This is a genomic window from Xylocopilactobacillus apicola (assembly GCF_033095985.1).
Lineage (GTDB): Bacteria > Bacillota > Bacilli > Lactobacillales > Lactobacillaceae > Xylocopilactobacillus > Xylocopilactobacillus apicola.
The window spans coordinates 2,089,276-2,102,780 of sequence record NZ_AP026802.1 but is presented as its reverse complement, the minus strand read 5'-3'; the positions used below and the strand labels follow the sequence as shown (position 1 = coordinate 2,102,780).

The following is a 13,505-nucleotide window of genomic DNA, read 5'->3' as shown; positions in this document are numbered from 1 at the left end:
TTTTTTTGTTATTTTTGCGTAATTTATAGATAGGCGGGATTTAAGTGAGGAAGGAGGAATGCTCACAAGAGAACTTGATTTCGCCGGAATAAAACTGAAGGAGAACTTATGACAAGAAGATTTATTACGCCGTCGAACGATCTGGTGTTTAAGAAGACGTTCACTGATGCCGAAAATACTCACATTTTGATTCATTTAATTGAAGATTTTACAGGACTCGTTGTTACAGATATTCATATCGACCACCCATACAACTTCAATAACTTGGAGGAATTCAAGACAAACGAGCGCCTGGAATACACAGCCGTAGATATTTATGCCAAATTACAAGACGGAACGGGAGTAATTATTGAATTACAGGTGGCAAAAGAGTTACAATTAGCGGAGAGAAATTTATATTATTTTGCCAAGAAATATGCCGACAACTACTCGTCGAAGAAAAACATCACGATTGAAAAGGACAAGTACAGTTCTTTGAGACCAGTGTATCAGATCATAATTTTGTATGAGAATTATTTTGACGATGATCTGCCGATCCACACGTTTAGGTATCGGTGTGATGAGACGGGAGAGAAGTTGTTGGACTCTCGGGGACAAGAAGACTCGATGATCATATTTTTGGAATTACACAAGCCACTGGACAAATTAAGTGAGTTGTTAAGGGATTGGTTTTTGTATTTTCTAGCGAGGGAATTGAGTAAGGAAGCGCCGAAGTACATTGTGGATGCGCAGAAAGTTTCCGAGTATGTGAACTTAAAGAAGGAGGAGCGAGCAGTGTTAATTGACATAGAGAAGAGGCGTGCGGATTCTGATACTTTTATAGCACGCGTTAAGTTGAATACTCGAGCAGAGACTCAAGCGGAGGAACGCAAGAAGTTCGAGGTTGAATCTAAAAGAAAAAATCAAGAACGAGCCCGCAAAATGCTGGCAAAAGGCTATGACCTGGAGGATATCAGCGAGATCACGGACTTGAGTGTTTCAGAGATTGAAAAGTTGAGATAAGAATTGCGGGCAGCGATAAGCTGCTCGTTTTTGGAATAGGAGGAGCGAGCAGTGTTAATTGACATAGAGAAGAGGCGTGCTGATTCTGATACTTTTATAGCACGTGTTAAGTTGAATACTCGAGCAGAAACTCAGGCGGAGGAACGCAAGAAGTTCGAGGTTGAGTTGAAAGAAGTGAAATCAGACACTCAAGCAGAAACTCAGGCGGAAGAACGCAAGAAGTTCGAGGAGCGAATGCGAGAGAAGGCCCGCAAGATGTTGTCGAAAGGCTACGACCTGGAGGACATCAGCGAGATTACGGACTTGAGTATTTCGGAGATTGAAAAGTTGAGATGATTCCCATGTCTCTGAGCTTGTGCACCCTTTTGGGGGTGCTTTTTTTGAAAGTGAGATTGAATGACCAGCGGACTTAATCGGTTTGTAACAGTGATGTAACACTCGATTTGTTATACTTATTTCGATAAAAAATTCGAGGAAGCCATGCAACTAAAAAAAATATTTATTTCAGTAATAGCATTTGGTACAGTTTCAGCAATGGGAGTAAGTCCTGTTAGTGCTGATACTGTCTCTGAGAAGAACTCTCAGATTGAAATCAAGAAAATTGAATCAAACTCTTTACTTAAGCAGATCAGCGATGCGCAAAATCAGGTTGCGAAACTTAATAACCAAGTTTCCGACAAAGTCGTTGCCATTAATGATGCACAGTCTAAGATCAAAGATACAAATAGTCAGATCGACTCCTTAGGTAAGCAGATTGACGTTAAAAAAGTTGAAATCGATAAAAGAAAAGATAATCTAAAAGATCAAGTTCGTTCGTTACAGGCAGCTAGTAATAACTCGGTTACGGGCAACACTTTTCTAGATTTTATCTTAGGCAGTAGTGATTTATCTGATTTAATCGGTCGTGCTTTTACCGTTAACAAGCTAAACTCAGCAAGCCAAGGTACGCTTCGCTCAGTTCAGAAAGCTACGCGCGAACTAGATGATTTAAAGAGTCAAAAATCAAGCAAAAAAGAAGAATTAGTTGCGACTAAGAATCAGTTAGAATCTGATCGAGACCAGTTGGTAACATTGAAGGAACAAGCACAGTCAAGTTCTGACAGCTTGTCAACTCAATTGGAAGCTCACAAAGACGAAATCAGTCAGTTACAGAGTGAATTGAGTAATGCAATTGCTGCAGCTAGTGCTGAACAAGAGGCAAAAGCTAAAGAAGCAGAACAAGCAACTGCTAGTGCTGCTAATTCTAGTGATGCAATTGCTGTTAACGCTTCTTATAATGGTGGATCTCAAGGTTCTTCTAACAATTACGCAGGAGTTTCTGTTCAAAGCGGAAGTGTTGGAGGAGTGAGCAATTCTAACCGCCCTGCAGCAACAGGTGTTGTAGGACTTGCAGCTCAATATCTTGGCGTTCCTTACGTTTGGGGTGGTACCACTCCTGCAGGATTTGACTGTTCAGGTCTAGTACAATATGTATTTAGACAAGCAGGCGTTAGCTTACCAAGAACTACTTATGCTCAGGTTAACTGTGGAACAGCAGTACCGATGAGTCAGATTCAGCCTGGCGACCTCTTATTCTGGGGTAGCGGCAGTAATTGCTATCACGTCGCAATTTATGCTGGTGGCGGACAGTATATCCATGCTCCAGCACCAGGACAATCAGTAACATATGGAAGTATGGCTTACTTCACACCAACTTGTGCACGACGCATTTAATTTGAGAAGTCTCGTTTGAGGCTTTTTTTGTTAGAAGGAGAAATATGAAAATTACTTATTTTGGTCACGCAGCTTTTCAAATAAAGTTAAATGCAGGTAAGACGATCTTGTTTGATCCTTTTATTTCGGAGAATCCTTTTACAAAAGTTACTCCTGAAAAACTTAATCCCGATTTTATTGTTTTGACTCATGCCCATGCGGATCACTTAGGAAATGCTATTGAAATTGCTAAACGCACGAAAGCGACGATTGTAGCCCAAACGGATTTTGCACATGTTCTTGCACGCACTGAAGGAGTGGCAGTAATTGACTATTTGAATTTTGGTGGGACTTATTACGGACCGGAATTTCAATTGAAACTTTGTCCTGCGTGGCATACTGATGCTATGGATTACCAGGGAATTCCGCTTCCCATGGGAGTTGCTGCTGGTTTTGCCCTCAGCGCAGAAGACAAGCTAATTTATATAGCAGGTGATACTGGGCTTTTTAGTGATTTGAAATTGGTCGCTAGAAAACAGCCTGTTGATTTAGCATTTCTTCCAATTGGCGGCAGTTATACGATGGACAGCTCTGATGCTGCGCTAGCAGCTGAATTTTTAAAAGCAAAAAAAGTTATTCCGATTCATTACAATACTTTTCCGCCGATTAAGGCTGATCCAATCGAATTTCAACAAATGTTGCCCCAAGGTGTGGTGGAATTGCCAAATGTTGATGAAGAGTTTGATTTTTAGCTTTCACTCTGGCGTAAATCAGAGTATAATAATCATTGGTCTTGTTTACCTCCACGATAAGCCCCGGAATCTTAGAGTAGAGTTAGACAATTATTAAGGAGAAATAATGCGATCCACATATTTAGCAAAGAAATCTGATGTTGAAAAAAAGTGGTATGTAGTTGATGCTACTGACATTCCTTTGGGACGTCTTTCATCAGTTGTTGCGAGCATTTTACGCGGCAAGAATAAACCAATCTATACCCCAAACGTTGATACGGGTGATTATGTAATAGTAATTAACGCTAGCAAAGTGGCTTTGACCGGCCGCAAAGCTACAAAGAAGATCTATTACAAGCATTCACGTTATCCTGGCGGTTTGAAGTCAATCAGTGCTGGACACTTACGGGAACAAAATCCTGTTCGCTTGATTGAGAACTCAGTTCGCTTAATGCTTCCCAATAAGAATTCTTTAGGTCATAAGCAGCTTTTGAAGTTGCACGTTTATGCTGGTGCAGAACATGAGCATCAAGCACAAAAACCTGAAGTATTAGATATTTTGAGTCGGATCTAGGAGGTAATTGATGGATAAGGTTATGTATCAAGGTACAGGCAGAAGAAAAGATTCTGTCGCACAGGTCATTTTAACTCCTGGTACTGGAAAAGTTGTGATGAATGGTAAAGAGGCAAGTGATTATTTTCCATATGCAAGTTTGCTGAAGGATTTGAATCAGCCTTTTGATGTTACAGCAACTGCTGGTACTTTTGACGCGCGAGTTAATGTACGCGGCGGTGGTTTTTCTGGCCAAGCTGGTGCGACAAGACACGGGATTGCACGGGCTTTGTTGAAAGTCGATCCTGATTTCCGGAGCTCTTTGAAGAAGAACGGTTTTCTTAAACGTGACCCTCGAATGAAGGAACGTAAGAAACCAGGTTTGAAGAAAGCTCGGAAAGCATCACAATTTAGTAAACGTTAAGATTTCAAACAAAAAAGATTGGTCGTTGACCAGTCTTTTTTTACCGTAATTTTTCAAATTCATCGATCAGGAGTCCTGTGAGTTCTTGAATATCAGAGAGGTCCATTCGACGTTCTAATAATTTTTGAGCGAATTTTAATTGATCGTTTCTTTTGACTTTTATTGTGGTCTTGATTCTTTCCTCTAAGAAACAATATCGGCTAAACTTATAATGTAATCTGGAGACGACTCCCGCTCAAGGCCGTTTTTAATGAAGTAAGGACCCGGCCGGAGTAATAAATTTCTTTTTGTTTAACTCAATAAACGTTTGACATAAAAGGTGCGGACAACCTGAACCGACTGCAAGCGGCGCCAAGGTTTTCATAGCGATTCTTAGCGCCTTGTAATTTTTTATAGTTATCCCGATATGCACTTGTTAATAGTACAGAGCACGTGCGAAAAAATCGTTGTTCTTTTTATTTTGCATTTCCATCGTAATTGGAATACTATTAAAAGCATTATACCTCACATCAGCAGCTGTCTCCATCGGAGCTAGCCGGATTTGTGACCAGCTCAATATCAAATGGATTAATAATCTTCATTTGTGATGCTGGGCAGTTCAATCCTAGGCAATCATTGATGAGATGAGTACTGCTATCGATGTATGATTTGCTGCCAAATAAGAAGCTAAACATAAATCGTCGGTTGGCGCAATTATTTTATTTTTCATTTTTATCCTCCTACTCATAAATACGCAATTTTTTTGAAAAAATTTAATTTTGGAGGAAACTAATGTCCGAAACGGAGGCCAAGGTTGACTCAAAGTTCAGTTGAGAATTTCAAAAAAGCAAAAGCGGGAGCGCTCATTAGCATCGCCGCTTACACGTTAATTTCTATTTTTAAGATCATTGTTGGTAATATTGCAAAGTCAGAGGCTTTGAGTGCTGATGGGTTAAATAATTTTACTGATATTATTTCGTCATTTCTGGTTTTAATTGGGCTTGTGCTCGCTCAAAAGCCAGCTGACCGTGATCATCGTTATGGTCACTGGAAGATTGAAAATCTTGCAAGTCTTGTGACTTCTTTAATCATGCTACTGGTGGGTTTGGAAGTCTTGATCTCTTCAGCTCGCAGTTTTATCAAAGGAAATCACTCGACGCCAGACTTGCTGGCGGCAATTGTTGGGGTTATTTCGGCTGGCGTGATGCTCGCTGTTTACTTGGTAAATCGTAGGCTGGCCGAAGACGCGCACAGCTCGGCGTTAAAAGCGGCTGCCAAGGACAATCGCAATGATGTTTTAACTAGTCTCGGGACTGCGATTGCAATTTTTGCCGCAACAATGGGGTTTAGCTGGGTTGATGGAGTCACGGCAATTGTAGTCGGGGTCATGATTTTAAAGACCGCACTAGGAATTTTTCGCGAGAGCGCATTTTCCCTTTCGGATGGATTTAATGACAAAAATTTAGATGACTATATCGTTGCGATCAATGATATTGAGGGTGTTGGCGGGATTAAGAGCATCAAAGGACGAAGTTCGGGCAGCAACGTCTATCTGGATTTGGTGATCGCCATCGATCCCGAAATGTCGGTGCGTCAAAGTCATGCGATTACTGAACAAATTAGAGTTATGCTTCAAGATCAATTTCAAATTTACGACGTTGATGTTCATGTTGAGCCTGACGAGTAAAGATTCAATTTTGATAAAAAGATTTACGTATTTTGAATTTATCCTTGTGCTGGTGCTTAAATTTTACTTAAAGTCCGCTGGTTGCCAAACAATTGTTTTTGTTTTTAGTACAATATGTTTAGTAATAATCAGGAGGTAACTAAAATTATTAGAAAAAGAAGATTTATCCTTGCCTTTTTGCTCTTTTTAGTCACGTTTGGCTTTAAAGCCAACTTGACTGCTACGAAGGCAGCCAGTCAGTTCGCCGATGTTTCCGAATGGCAACCTGCAACGCAGGCGTTCATGGATCAATTGGTCGATAATGGCATCTCCGGTGTTGTGGTCAAAATTACGCAAGGCGGTGCAAAAGGAGATAATTACTATAATCCCAATGCGAGCCAGCAGATTCAAGCTGCCAAAAATCGCGGAATGAAGGTGAGCTTGTATCACCATGCTAAATACCAAGGGGCAGATCAAGCTCGTGCAGAAGCTAACTTTTTTGCAAGTCGCGCGCAAGCTCTTGGTTTTGGTAAAGACGTTTTGATGGTAGACGATGTTGAAGATAAGATAATTACTGATACTTACAACGATACGATCGCTTTTCAAGCCGAGTTGGCGCGTCTAGGATATCACAATCAGGTTATCTATTCGATGGCTTCTTGGTTTTGGAATAACAAATTGCCGCGGACTTATCCAGCCTGGGTTGCTCGCTATAACGCAAGTGATTCAGGTGTGAGTGATGCGACGGCCTGGCAGTATACCAACCATTTTAATGGCATGCATGTGGATGCTAGCTATGATTACGGCGGACTTTTCACCAGCAAGGAGCCGATCACGCGGATTAATTTTGTGCCAGGCTATGGAATCATGCTTTGGACGGGCTATGACATTTATACACGTCAACCAACTGGTCGCTATTTACCACATGGCAGTTCTTGGAAGGTGGTTTTGCAGGCCAAAATTCACGGCGAATATTGGTATGCTTTAGGTTACAATCAGTGGATTCCGGCCCGTTACACGAGCAATCCGAATGGATATTCAAATGTTGAGACAGTTTTGCCAAACAGCGATCCAAATGGGACCCCAATTGCCACAATTAATTACTTACCAGGCTATGGTGTGGTGCTATGGGACAGTTACGATCTTGATACTCGCCAGCCAACCGGGCGCTATTTGCCGGACGGCAGCGACTGGAAGATTATCGCACAAGTTAAATCTAACGGTGAATATTGGTATGAATTGGGCAAAAATCAATGGATTCCGGCAAAGTTTGCAACGAACCCTAATGGATTCACCCAAGCACCAACACTTGAGAACTAACTAAGATTCGCTTGAATTTATTTCAGGCGTTTTTTATTGCGGAGATTAGCTTTTCTTCGAAAATTTTCTCACCGCGGCTGGGCGATATGAATTGATCGGCGGAGTTCATCAACTGCTCAGCAGCTGGGACATCATTTTCAATTAGTGCTAGATATGCAGCTTTGACGCGCAGATTACCTAAAAGTTTCTGTTTAAAGGATTTTTGCTTGTTACAAAACTTCCAGAGTTCCTGATTTTGGGGATTCTGCGGATCCACTAGACAACGAGCAAAGAGCAAGTCACCAGCGATTGTCAGTTGAATAAGCGGGATTATTTGATTTTTGTGCTCCCAAAGCGGGACAAGCAAATCAATCGCTGAGTTGTAATCTTGATTTTCAAGCATTTGTTGCGCTCGCAAAGTTTCTTGCCACGTTCCAAAGTAGCTAGTTTGGACATCATTTCCCAGATCTTTGAAGAATTCCGCTGGCATTTCAATAAGAGTTAGTCCTTGATTAAGCTCAGCATTGACAGCTAATTGGACATAAAGGAGCCAAGTTCCAGTTTCGCTTTTTTGAGCAATTTTAAAAGACATTGCGTCATTAAAACTGTAGGGAATCCCGTTTAACACAATAAACATCAGTCCGCAAAAAATGAAGGCTGACCAAACGCTTGGAGCGCTTGGGTACAAAAGAATGGAAACACCAGTAATGATAATATTGATGATGACCCCGCCCAACAAGTAGCGGCGAAAAGGATAATTTTTGGCGGTTGTAAATTTGGGCGGAATCATCAAGCATTGCCCCAAAATGCCGGGAACCTTAAAATGATTAAGCTTTATTTTGCCATCAGATTTGGTTGCGACCCATGAGCCGATCCGAAAGCTGAGGAAGTGATAGCCTGAGATTAGTCCGAAGACAGCATGTCCTGCTTCGTGGCAAACTATGTGACAATACCAAGCACCGATAAGACTGACGATGAAAATAGGAAAATTAAATTGGTTTTTGTTGGTCATGATTGCGGCAAATTCCCATCCGAGGAAGCCACCGAGCGCGCAGCCTAACAAAAACATCAAAATTTTATTTTTTTATTCATGAGTTTATCATAACTGAGATGAAGATGAAAAATCAAACTTATTATAAACGGTCGGGCGGGAAGTTTGGCAGACCTTCTGGTGCTGTTATTTCTTATGATGCTTGCGACGATGCTCTTTGTCGGGGTCAAACATAGCAGCTCGGTGCTGTAAAATGCCCTGAAGGCAAACGAATAATGTTGTATAATTGATTAAAAAAGATGTGGGGAGAAATGAAAAATTATCGTTTTGCAAAAAGAATGGCAGGCGTGGGTCCCTCTGCCACTTTACAAATGGGGCGCCGTGCTAAGGAGTTAGCTCAGCAAGGAGCTGACGTTATCGATTTGTCAGTGGGCGAGCCAGATTTTGCGACTCCCGGGTTCATTACTAAAGCCGCTAAACAGGCAATTGATGCAGGCCTGACAAGTTTCTACACCCCAACACTTGGCCTTGACGAGCTGCGTCGAGCGATTGCTAATAATCATCAAACTATCGATCCGCTCAGCAGAAAAAACGTTGGGGTCGCCACAGGTGCTAAACTTGTGCTTTATGCTTTGATGCAGATTTTGATTTCAGATGGTGAGAAAGTAGTGATTCCTGCGCCTTATTGGGTCAGCTACTCTCAGCAAGTATTGCTTTGTCAGGGTAATGTTTTTGCCGTTTATCCGCAAAATCCAGCTATGAAACTGACAACTGCTGAGCTTTTGGAACTTGATTTTATGCCAAAAGCAGTGATTATCAATAACCCGACGAATCCGACTGGTGCCCTTTATACCAAAGATGAGTTACAGGAGTTGATCGACTGGGCGGCGGTAAACGATGTCTTTTTAATTGTTGACGAAATTTATGGTAATCTGGTTTACAATGGTGCTAAATTTACCAGTGTTTTGGAGCTTTCGGGGGTTAAGGATAGTCAATTGATCGTAGTCGATGGCGTCTCGAAAACTTATTCGATGACCGGCTGGCGCATTGGATGGGCGATTGCTGATGAACAGATCATTGTCAAAATGGGAGAAGTGCTCGATCATATGACATCAAATCCGGCTGCGGTTTCACAGTATGCAGCTCTTGCGGCCATTAATAGCGATAATACGGCAGCAAAAGGAATGCGCGAGATCTTTGAATCAAGACTCAATTATTCCTTGAACGCGCTTGAAGATATTCCTGGATTAACAATGGCTGAGAAACCACAGGGAGCATTTTATTGTTTTTTGCGAGTAGATCCCGCAATTCTTGCTCGCAAAAAATTAACGTGTACTAATGAATTAGTGCTCGATTTATTAGATAAGAAACATGTTGCGCTAGCGGCAGGAGAGGGTTTTGACTTGCCAGGCTACGTACGTTTGAGTTATGCAAAGGATGAAAAAATTTTACAGGCAGCTTTTGCCAGAATTAAAGAGTATTTAACAAATGATTAGTAAAAATGTAAGAATTTTTGGCGGACTGCCGCATTTTCCAGCTGAGATGGCTGAGAATGGAAGTTTTCAGAATGCTTGGACGGAATTTTTCCAAAGCCCAGATTTTATTGAGACAGCAAACAAACTGACGGCCCAAAAGTTGCCGATTACCGCTTTGGGAGTGATCCAATTTGGCTCTGAGAAATTCATTCAGTGGATTGGCCTGGATTTAACGCAGTGTCCTAAAGTGCGGCCAGATAAGTGGCTAAGCCTAGAGCTGCCTGCTGGCAGCGGGGTGGAGGCAAAAGAAGCGAATCTAGGGTGGCAGATTTTGCCGGTTGAATTTAGTCTGCAGTTAGTTTACAATGCAGCAGATAAAGAACAAGTTGTGCTCCCCAAGATGTTGGGGCACAGCGATAAACCGTATTTTATTGAAGAGATTGAAATATCCGCTGATTTGGCACAAGTCAAGGAACATCGGTATTTTATTTATCAAGGGATTGAAGAAGAAATTTTTGAAGATTGAGGAATGTGATGGCAAAGAAGAGTATTGAAATTGGTGATCGAGTTAAGGTTAGTAAGGGAGAGGGCGTTAGTATTCCTTTTGAAGGTGAAGTGATAAAGCTTTATGAGAATTCAGCACTTGTTGTAGTTGATGATAATGGCGAGCCAAGTCCCATCACGACGCTGAATTTGCCTAATAGTTTTGTTATAGTACGCCAGTCACTGTGTACAGCGATTGACGCTAATGGCAAAGAATTGAAAGCTAAGAAATCGACCAAGAAAAATCCTGAAACTGAAGATAAATAAAAAAATAGCTACGTTGATAGCTATTTTTTGTTGCTAAAAAAGTTTGAAACGGCCGATTGGCCAGAAGCGAGTGAACACCTTGCCAATGATGCTAGAGCGTTTGATAAAGCCGTAGGAGCGTGAATCTTCAGAAATGGTTCGATTATCGCCAAGGACGAAATACTCCCCCGCTGGCACTTCGTTGACATGCTGTAGCTTTTGTAAGGTGAAATCCTTCGTTAGATCAGTTGCATGTTTCTCGGATTGGAAATCGTTAAGATACTTTTCCTTTTGGATTTCGCCATTGATATAAAGCCGATCTTGCTTGGCTTCGACCCGATCGCCAGGAAGACCAATCACTCTTTTGACGTAGTATTTATCCGGGTCCTTTGGCGCTTTAAAGATAATAACATCTCCGCGCTTGATCGGTGAAATCCGAAGGCTCAAAACCATATCTCCGTCGGTAAAATTAGGTTCCATCGACTGGCCATCGATCGTTTCGCTGGAGAAGATGAAAGCCATCAATAGGTTGGAGATGAGTAGCAAGACGCTAATCAACAGTCCGTATTCAAAAAATTTTTTGAGAAATGTTTTCTTTTTCACAGAATACTCCATCTAAGAAGTTTACAATAGATTTCCTTTAATTATAAATTGAACTTCGAAAATAGAAAGGCTTTTTTTCGCAAAAAAAGCATCACAGCAAAGTGGTGCTTTTACTCGAGCGAATCATCAATTTCTGAATCAACATTCATGTCTTGGGTTTCTTCAACGGGGACGCGTTTTAAGTGATTGTAGATTGAATAGCGTTTTTTGACCGAATGAAGCATTAATGGAACATGTTCAATTGAGGTATCTGCGTACTCCAGGCCGTACCAGCGATCTGGTGCGATGGTAATTTTTTCAATCGAAAGCCGTGCCCGCACGATAAATTTCTCAAACGGCGGCAGTTCGGTTTCCGGTGAAAGTTCATCTTTAATAATTAAGAATGAGAAATCGCCGACTTGACGGTCAGGAATAATAGTGTACTTCTGTGGTTGACGCGGAATTGTTCCATCTTGCATGAGGTCATTGACGACTTGGCGCATGAAAACGTTGATTTTCTGATCAACGCGAAATCCGAGGTACAGCTGGATATTCACAAGATAATCTGTGTCATAAGTTTCAACGGTATATTTTTGAGTGTAAGGCTCGTCGGTGACATTAACGGTCACAAACCAGTAAACTTTAGCCCGCTTAGGCCGTTTATCCAGAATCGAGTACATAATGTCGCGCTTGATTTTTGTTGGCGCGTGACTCTTGCAGAGGCAAATCAAATTAGTAGCAAAAACTGGTAGTGAATCATCATTGCTGAGGGTGTGCAATTGATCTTTGAATGAAAGGATTGAAACTGCATCGGCTTGGTATGAATCGGCCGCTTTGATTGTGCCACCATAGGACCAGATCGACATCACTGCTAGAATCGATAGGGCAATAATGGCCGTGACGTAACCACCGTGAGTGAATTTAACCAAACTTGATAGGAAGAAAATTGTTTCAATCGATCCGAAGAAAAGCACGATTGCCGCCGCAAAAATTGGTTTTAATTTCTTTAAGCGCATAAATTGGTATAACAAAAGCGTCGTCATCAACATCGTAAGAGTAATGGCTAGCCCGTAAGCGGCTTCCATGTGACTGGAAGTTCTGAAATAGAAGACAATCAGCACACAAATTACCCACATCAAATTGTTGACTGAAGGAATGTAGAGCTGGCCTTTAATGTTAGTTGGGTAAATAATTTTCAGTCGTGGCAGAATTTTGAGCTTAATTGCTTCTGAGACCAAGGTATAAGAACCTGAAATCAGCGCCTGTGAGGCAATGATGGCGGCCAAAGTCGAGATAATAATCCCAAAGATCAAGATGTTTTTAGGAAGCATGCTATAAAATGGATTCATTTCGCTGGCAGCTGCAAGAGCGGTGTTAGACCGATTATTTAAAATCCAAACTCCCTGACCAAGATAGTTCAGGACTAAGCAGATGCAAACGTATGGCCAGCTGGCGTAGATATTTTTGGCGCCGACGTGCCCCATGTCAGAATAAAGGGCTTCGGCTCCTGTCGTGGCAAGAAAGACGCTTCCCAGAATGAAAATGCCGGAATGATTTTCAGGCGAGAACAGAATTTTGATTGCGTAAATCGGATTGAGCGCTCTTAAGATCGTCCAATCCTGCATCACATAAAATAGTCCCGCCGCGCCGAGGAAGGTGAACCAGACTGCCATCACTGGTCCGAACAAGCGTCCAATGCTATTGGTACCAAATTTTTGAATGAAAAATAAAATTGACAGGATGATCACGGTCATGATAATGACTTCTCTTTGATCGGTAACGAGCGTGTTGCCAAACATTTTGACGCCTTTAAGCCCTTCGACGGCTGTAGTTACGGTCACCGCTGGCGTCAACATCCCATCAGCCAGTAAAGAGGCGCCCCCAATCATCGCAATAATGATTAACCAGCGATGGCGTTTTCTGACAAGTGTATAAAGGGAAAAGATCCCGCCTTCCCCTTTGTTATCGGCTTTTAAAGCAATTAAGACGTATTTGAGCGTAGTCATAATCATCACAGTCCAGAAAACGAGCGACAGCGCGCCAATAACGTAATCAGGACTAACTTTGCCAATTCCCCCGTTGTCAGCCAAGATTGCCTTCATAACATAGAGCGGCGAAGTTCCAATATCACCGTAGACCACACCAAGGGTAATTAGAATTGTCCCAACACTAACTTTGGTTAATGATTTATGAGCATCAGGTTTCTTATTGTAAATATCTTTCATACTTTTTTCTCGGTTTTTAAATTCTTTGTAAAATAACTTGGCCTCTAAGCAAAAAAACCGCACGCACTCGTGCGATTGGGCGCTGCGGTTAATTTAC

14 protein-coding genes are annotated in these 13,505 nt (G+C 41.8%); 11 read left to right on the top strand and 3 right to left on the bottom strand.

What is annotated here, in order from left to right:
• Positions 1-108: 108 nt before the first annotated feature.
• From R8495_RS10435 to R8495_RS10400, 8 genes are all read left to right on the top strand, one after another.
• The gene (locus R8495_RS10435) at positions 109-1,002 is read left to right on the top strand and encodes an Rpn family recombination-promoting nuclease/putative transposase (RefSeq protein ID WP_317635394.1); all 894 of its coding nucleotides are present in this window, start codon (positions 109-111) and stop codon (positions 1,000-1,002) included.
• Between the two features lie 51 nt (positions 1,003-1,053).
• Positions 1,054-1,338 (top strand): hypothetical protein, encoded by a 285-nt coding sequence (locus R8495_RS10430; protein WP_317635393.1) that lies wholly within the window; start codon positions 1,054-1,056, stop codon positions 1,336-1,338.
• Positions 1,339-1,482: 144 nt separating this feature from the next.
• Entirely contained in the window at positions 1,483-2,715 is a 1,233-nt protein-coding gene (locus R8495_RS10425) for a C40 family peptidase (RefSeq protein WP_317635392.1), read from the top strand.
• Between the two features lie 44 nt (positions 2,716-2,759).
• On the top strand, positions 2,760-3,446 hold the full coding sequence (locus R8495_RS10420) for a metal-dependent hydrolase (RefSeq protein ID WP_317635391.1): 687 nt from the start codon (positions 2,760-2,762) through the stop codon (positions 3,444-3,446).
• A gap of 106 nt (positions 3,447-3,552) precedes the next feature.
• Positions 3,553-3,999, top strand: coding sequence for a 50S ribosomal protein L13 (gene rplM, locus R8495_RS10415; protein WP_317635390.1), 447 nt, complete (start codon positions 3,553-3,555; stop codon positions 3,997-3,999).
• A gap of 10 nt (positions 4,000-4,009) precedes the next feature.
• Complete coding sequence (gene rpsI, locus R8495_RS10410; protein ID WP_317635389.1) at positions 4,010-4,402, top strand: 30S ribosomal protein S9; 393 nt, start codon at positions 4,010-4,012, stop codon at positions 4,400-4,402.
• 793 nt (positions 4,403-5,195) lie between these two features.
• Complete coding sequence (locus R8495_RS10405; RefSeq protein WP_317635388.1) at positions 5,196-6,068, top strand: cation diffusion facilitator family transporter; 873 nt, start codon at positions 5,196-5,198, stop codon at positions 6,066-6,068.
• A 114-nt stretch (positions 6,069-6,182) separates the two neighbouring features.
• On the top strand, positions 6,183-7,367 hold the full coding sequence (locus R8495_RS10400) for a GH25 family lysozyme (protein ID WP_317635387.1): 1,185 nt from the start codon (positions 6,183-6,185) through the stop codon (positions 7,365-7,367).
• Between the two features lie 22 nt (positions 7,368-7,389).
• On the opposite strand, the gene R8495_RS10395 is transcribed toward R8495_RS10400, so the two are convergent.
• Positions 7,390-8,358: a zinc metalloprotease gene (locus R8495_RS10395; RefSeq protein WP_317635386.1), complete on the bottom strand. Its 969-nt coding sequence runs from the start codon at positions 8,356-8,358 to the stop codon at positions 7,390-7,392.
• Positions 8,359-8,648: 290 nt separating this feature from the next.
• Between R8495_RS10395 and R8495_RS10390 the strand changes: the two genes are divergently transcribed.
• The 3 genes from R8495_RS10390 to R8495_RS10380 are packed head-to-tail and all read left to right on the top strand — an operon-like array spanning position 8,649 to position 10,622.
• Complete coding sequence (locus R8495_RS10390; RefSeq protein ID WP_317635385.1) at positions 8,649-9,833, top strand: pyridoxal phosphate-dependent aminotransferase; 1,185 nt, start codon at positions 8,649-8,651, stop codon at positions 9,831-9,833.
• Complete coding sequence (locus tag R8495_RS10385; protein WP_317635384.1) at positions 9,826-10,338, top strand: hypothetical protein; 513 nt, start codon at positions 9,826-9,828, stop codon at positions 10,336-10,338. Before R8495_RS10390 ends, R8495_RS10385 begins: the two co-directional genes overlap by 8 nt.
• An 8-nt stretch (positions 10,339-10,346) precedes the next feature.
• Positions 10,347-10,622 (top strand): hypothetical protein, encoded by a 276-nt coding sequence (locus R8495_RS10380; protein ID WP_317635383.1) that lies wholly within the window; start codon positions 10,347-10,349, stop codon positions 10,620-10,622.
• Between the two features lie 33 nt (positions 10,623-10,655).
• On the opposite strand, the gene lepB is transcribed toward R8495_RS10380, so the two are convergent.
• Both lepB and R8495_RS10370 read right to left on the bottom strand, forming a co-directional pair.
• Complete coding sequence (lepB, locus tag R8495_RS10375; RefSeq protein ID WP_317635382.1) at positions 10,656-11,204, bottom strand: signal peptidase I; 549 nt, start codon at positions 11,202-11,204, stop codon at positions 10,656-10,658.
• 110 nt (positions 11,205-11,314) lie between these two features.
• Positions 11,315-13,408 (bottom strand): KUP/HAK/KT family potassium transporter, encoded by a 2,094-nt coding sequence (locus tag R8495_RS10370; RefSeq protein WP_317635381.1) that lies wholly within the window; start codon positions 13,406-13,408, stop codon positions 11,315-11,317.
• Positions 13,409-13,505: the final 97 nt, after the last annotated feature.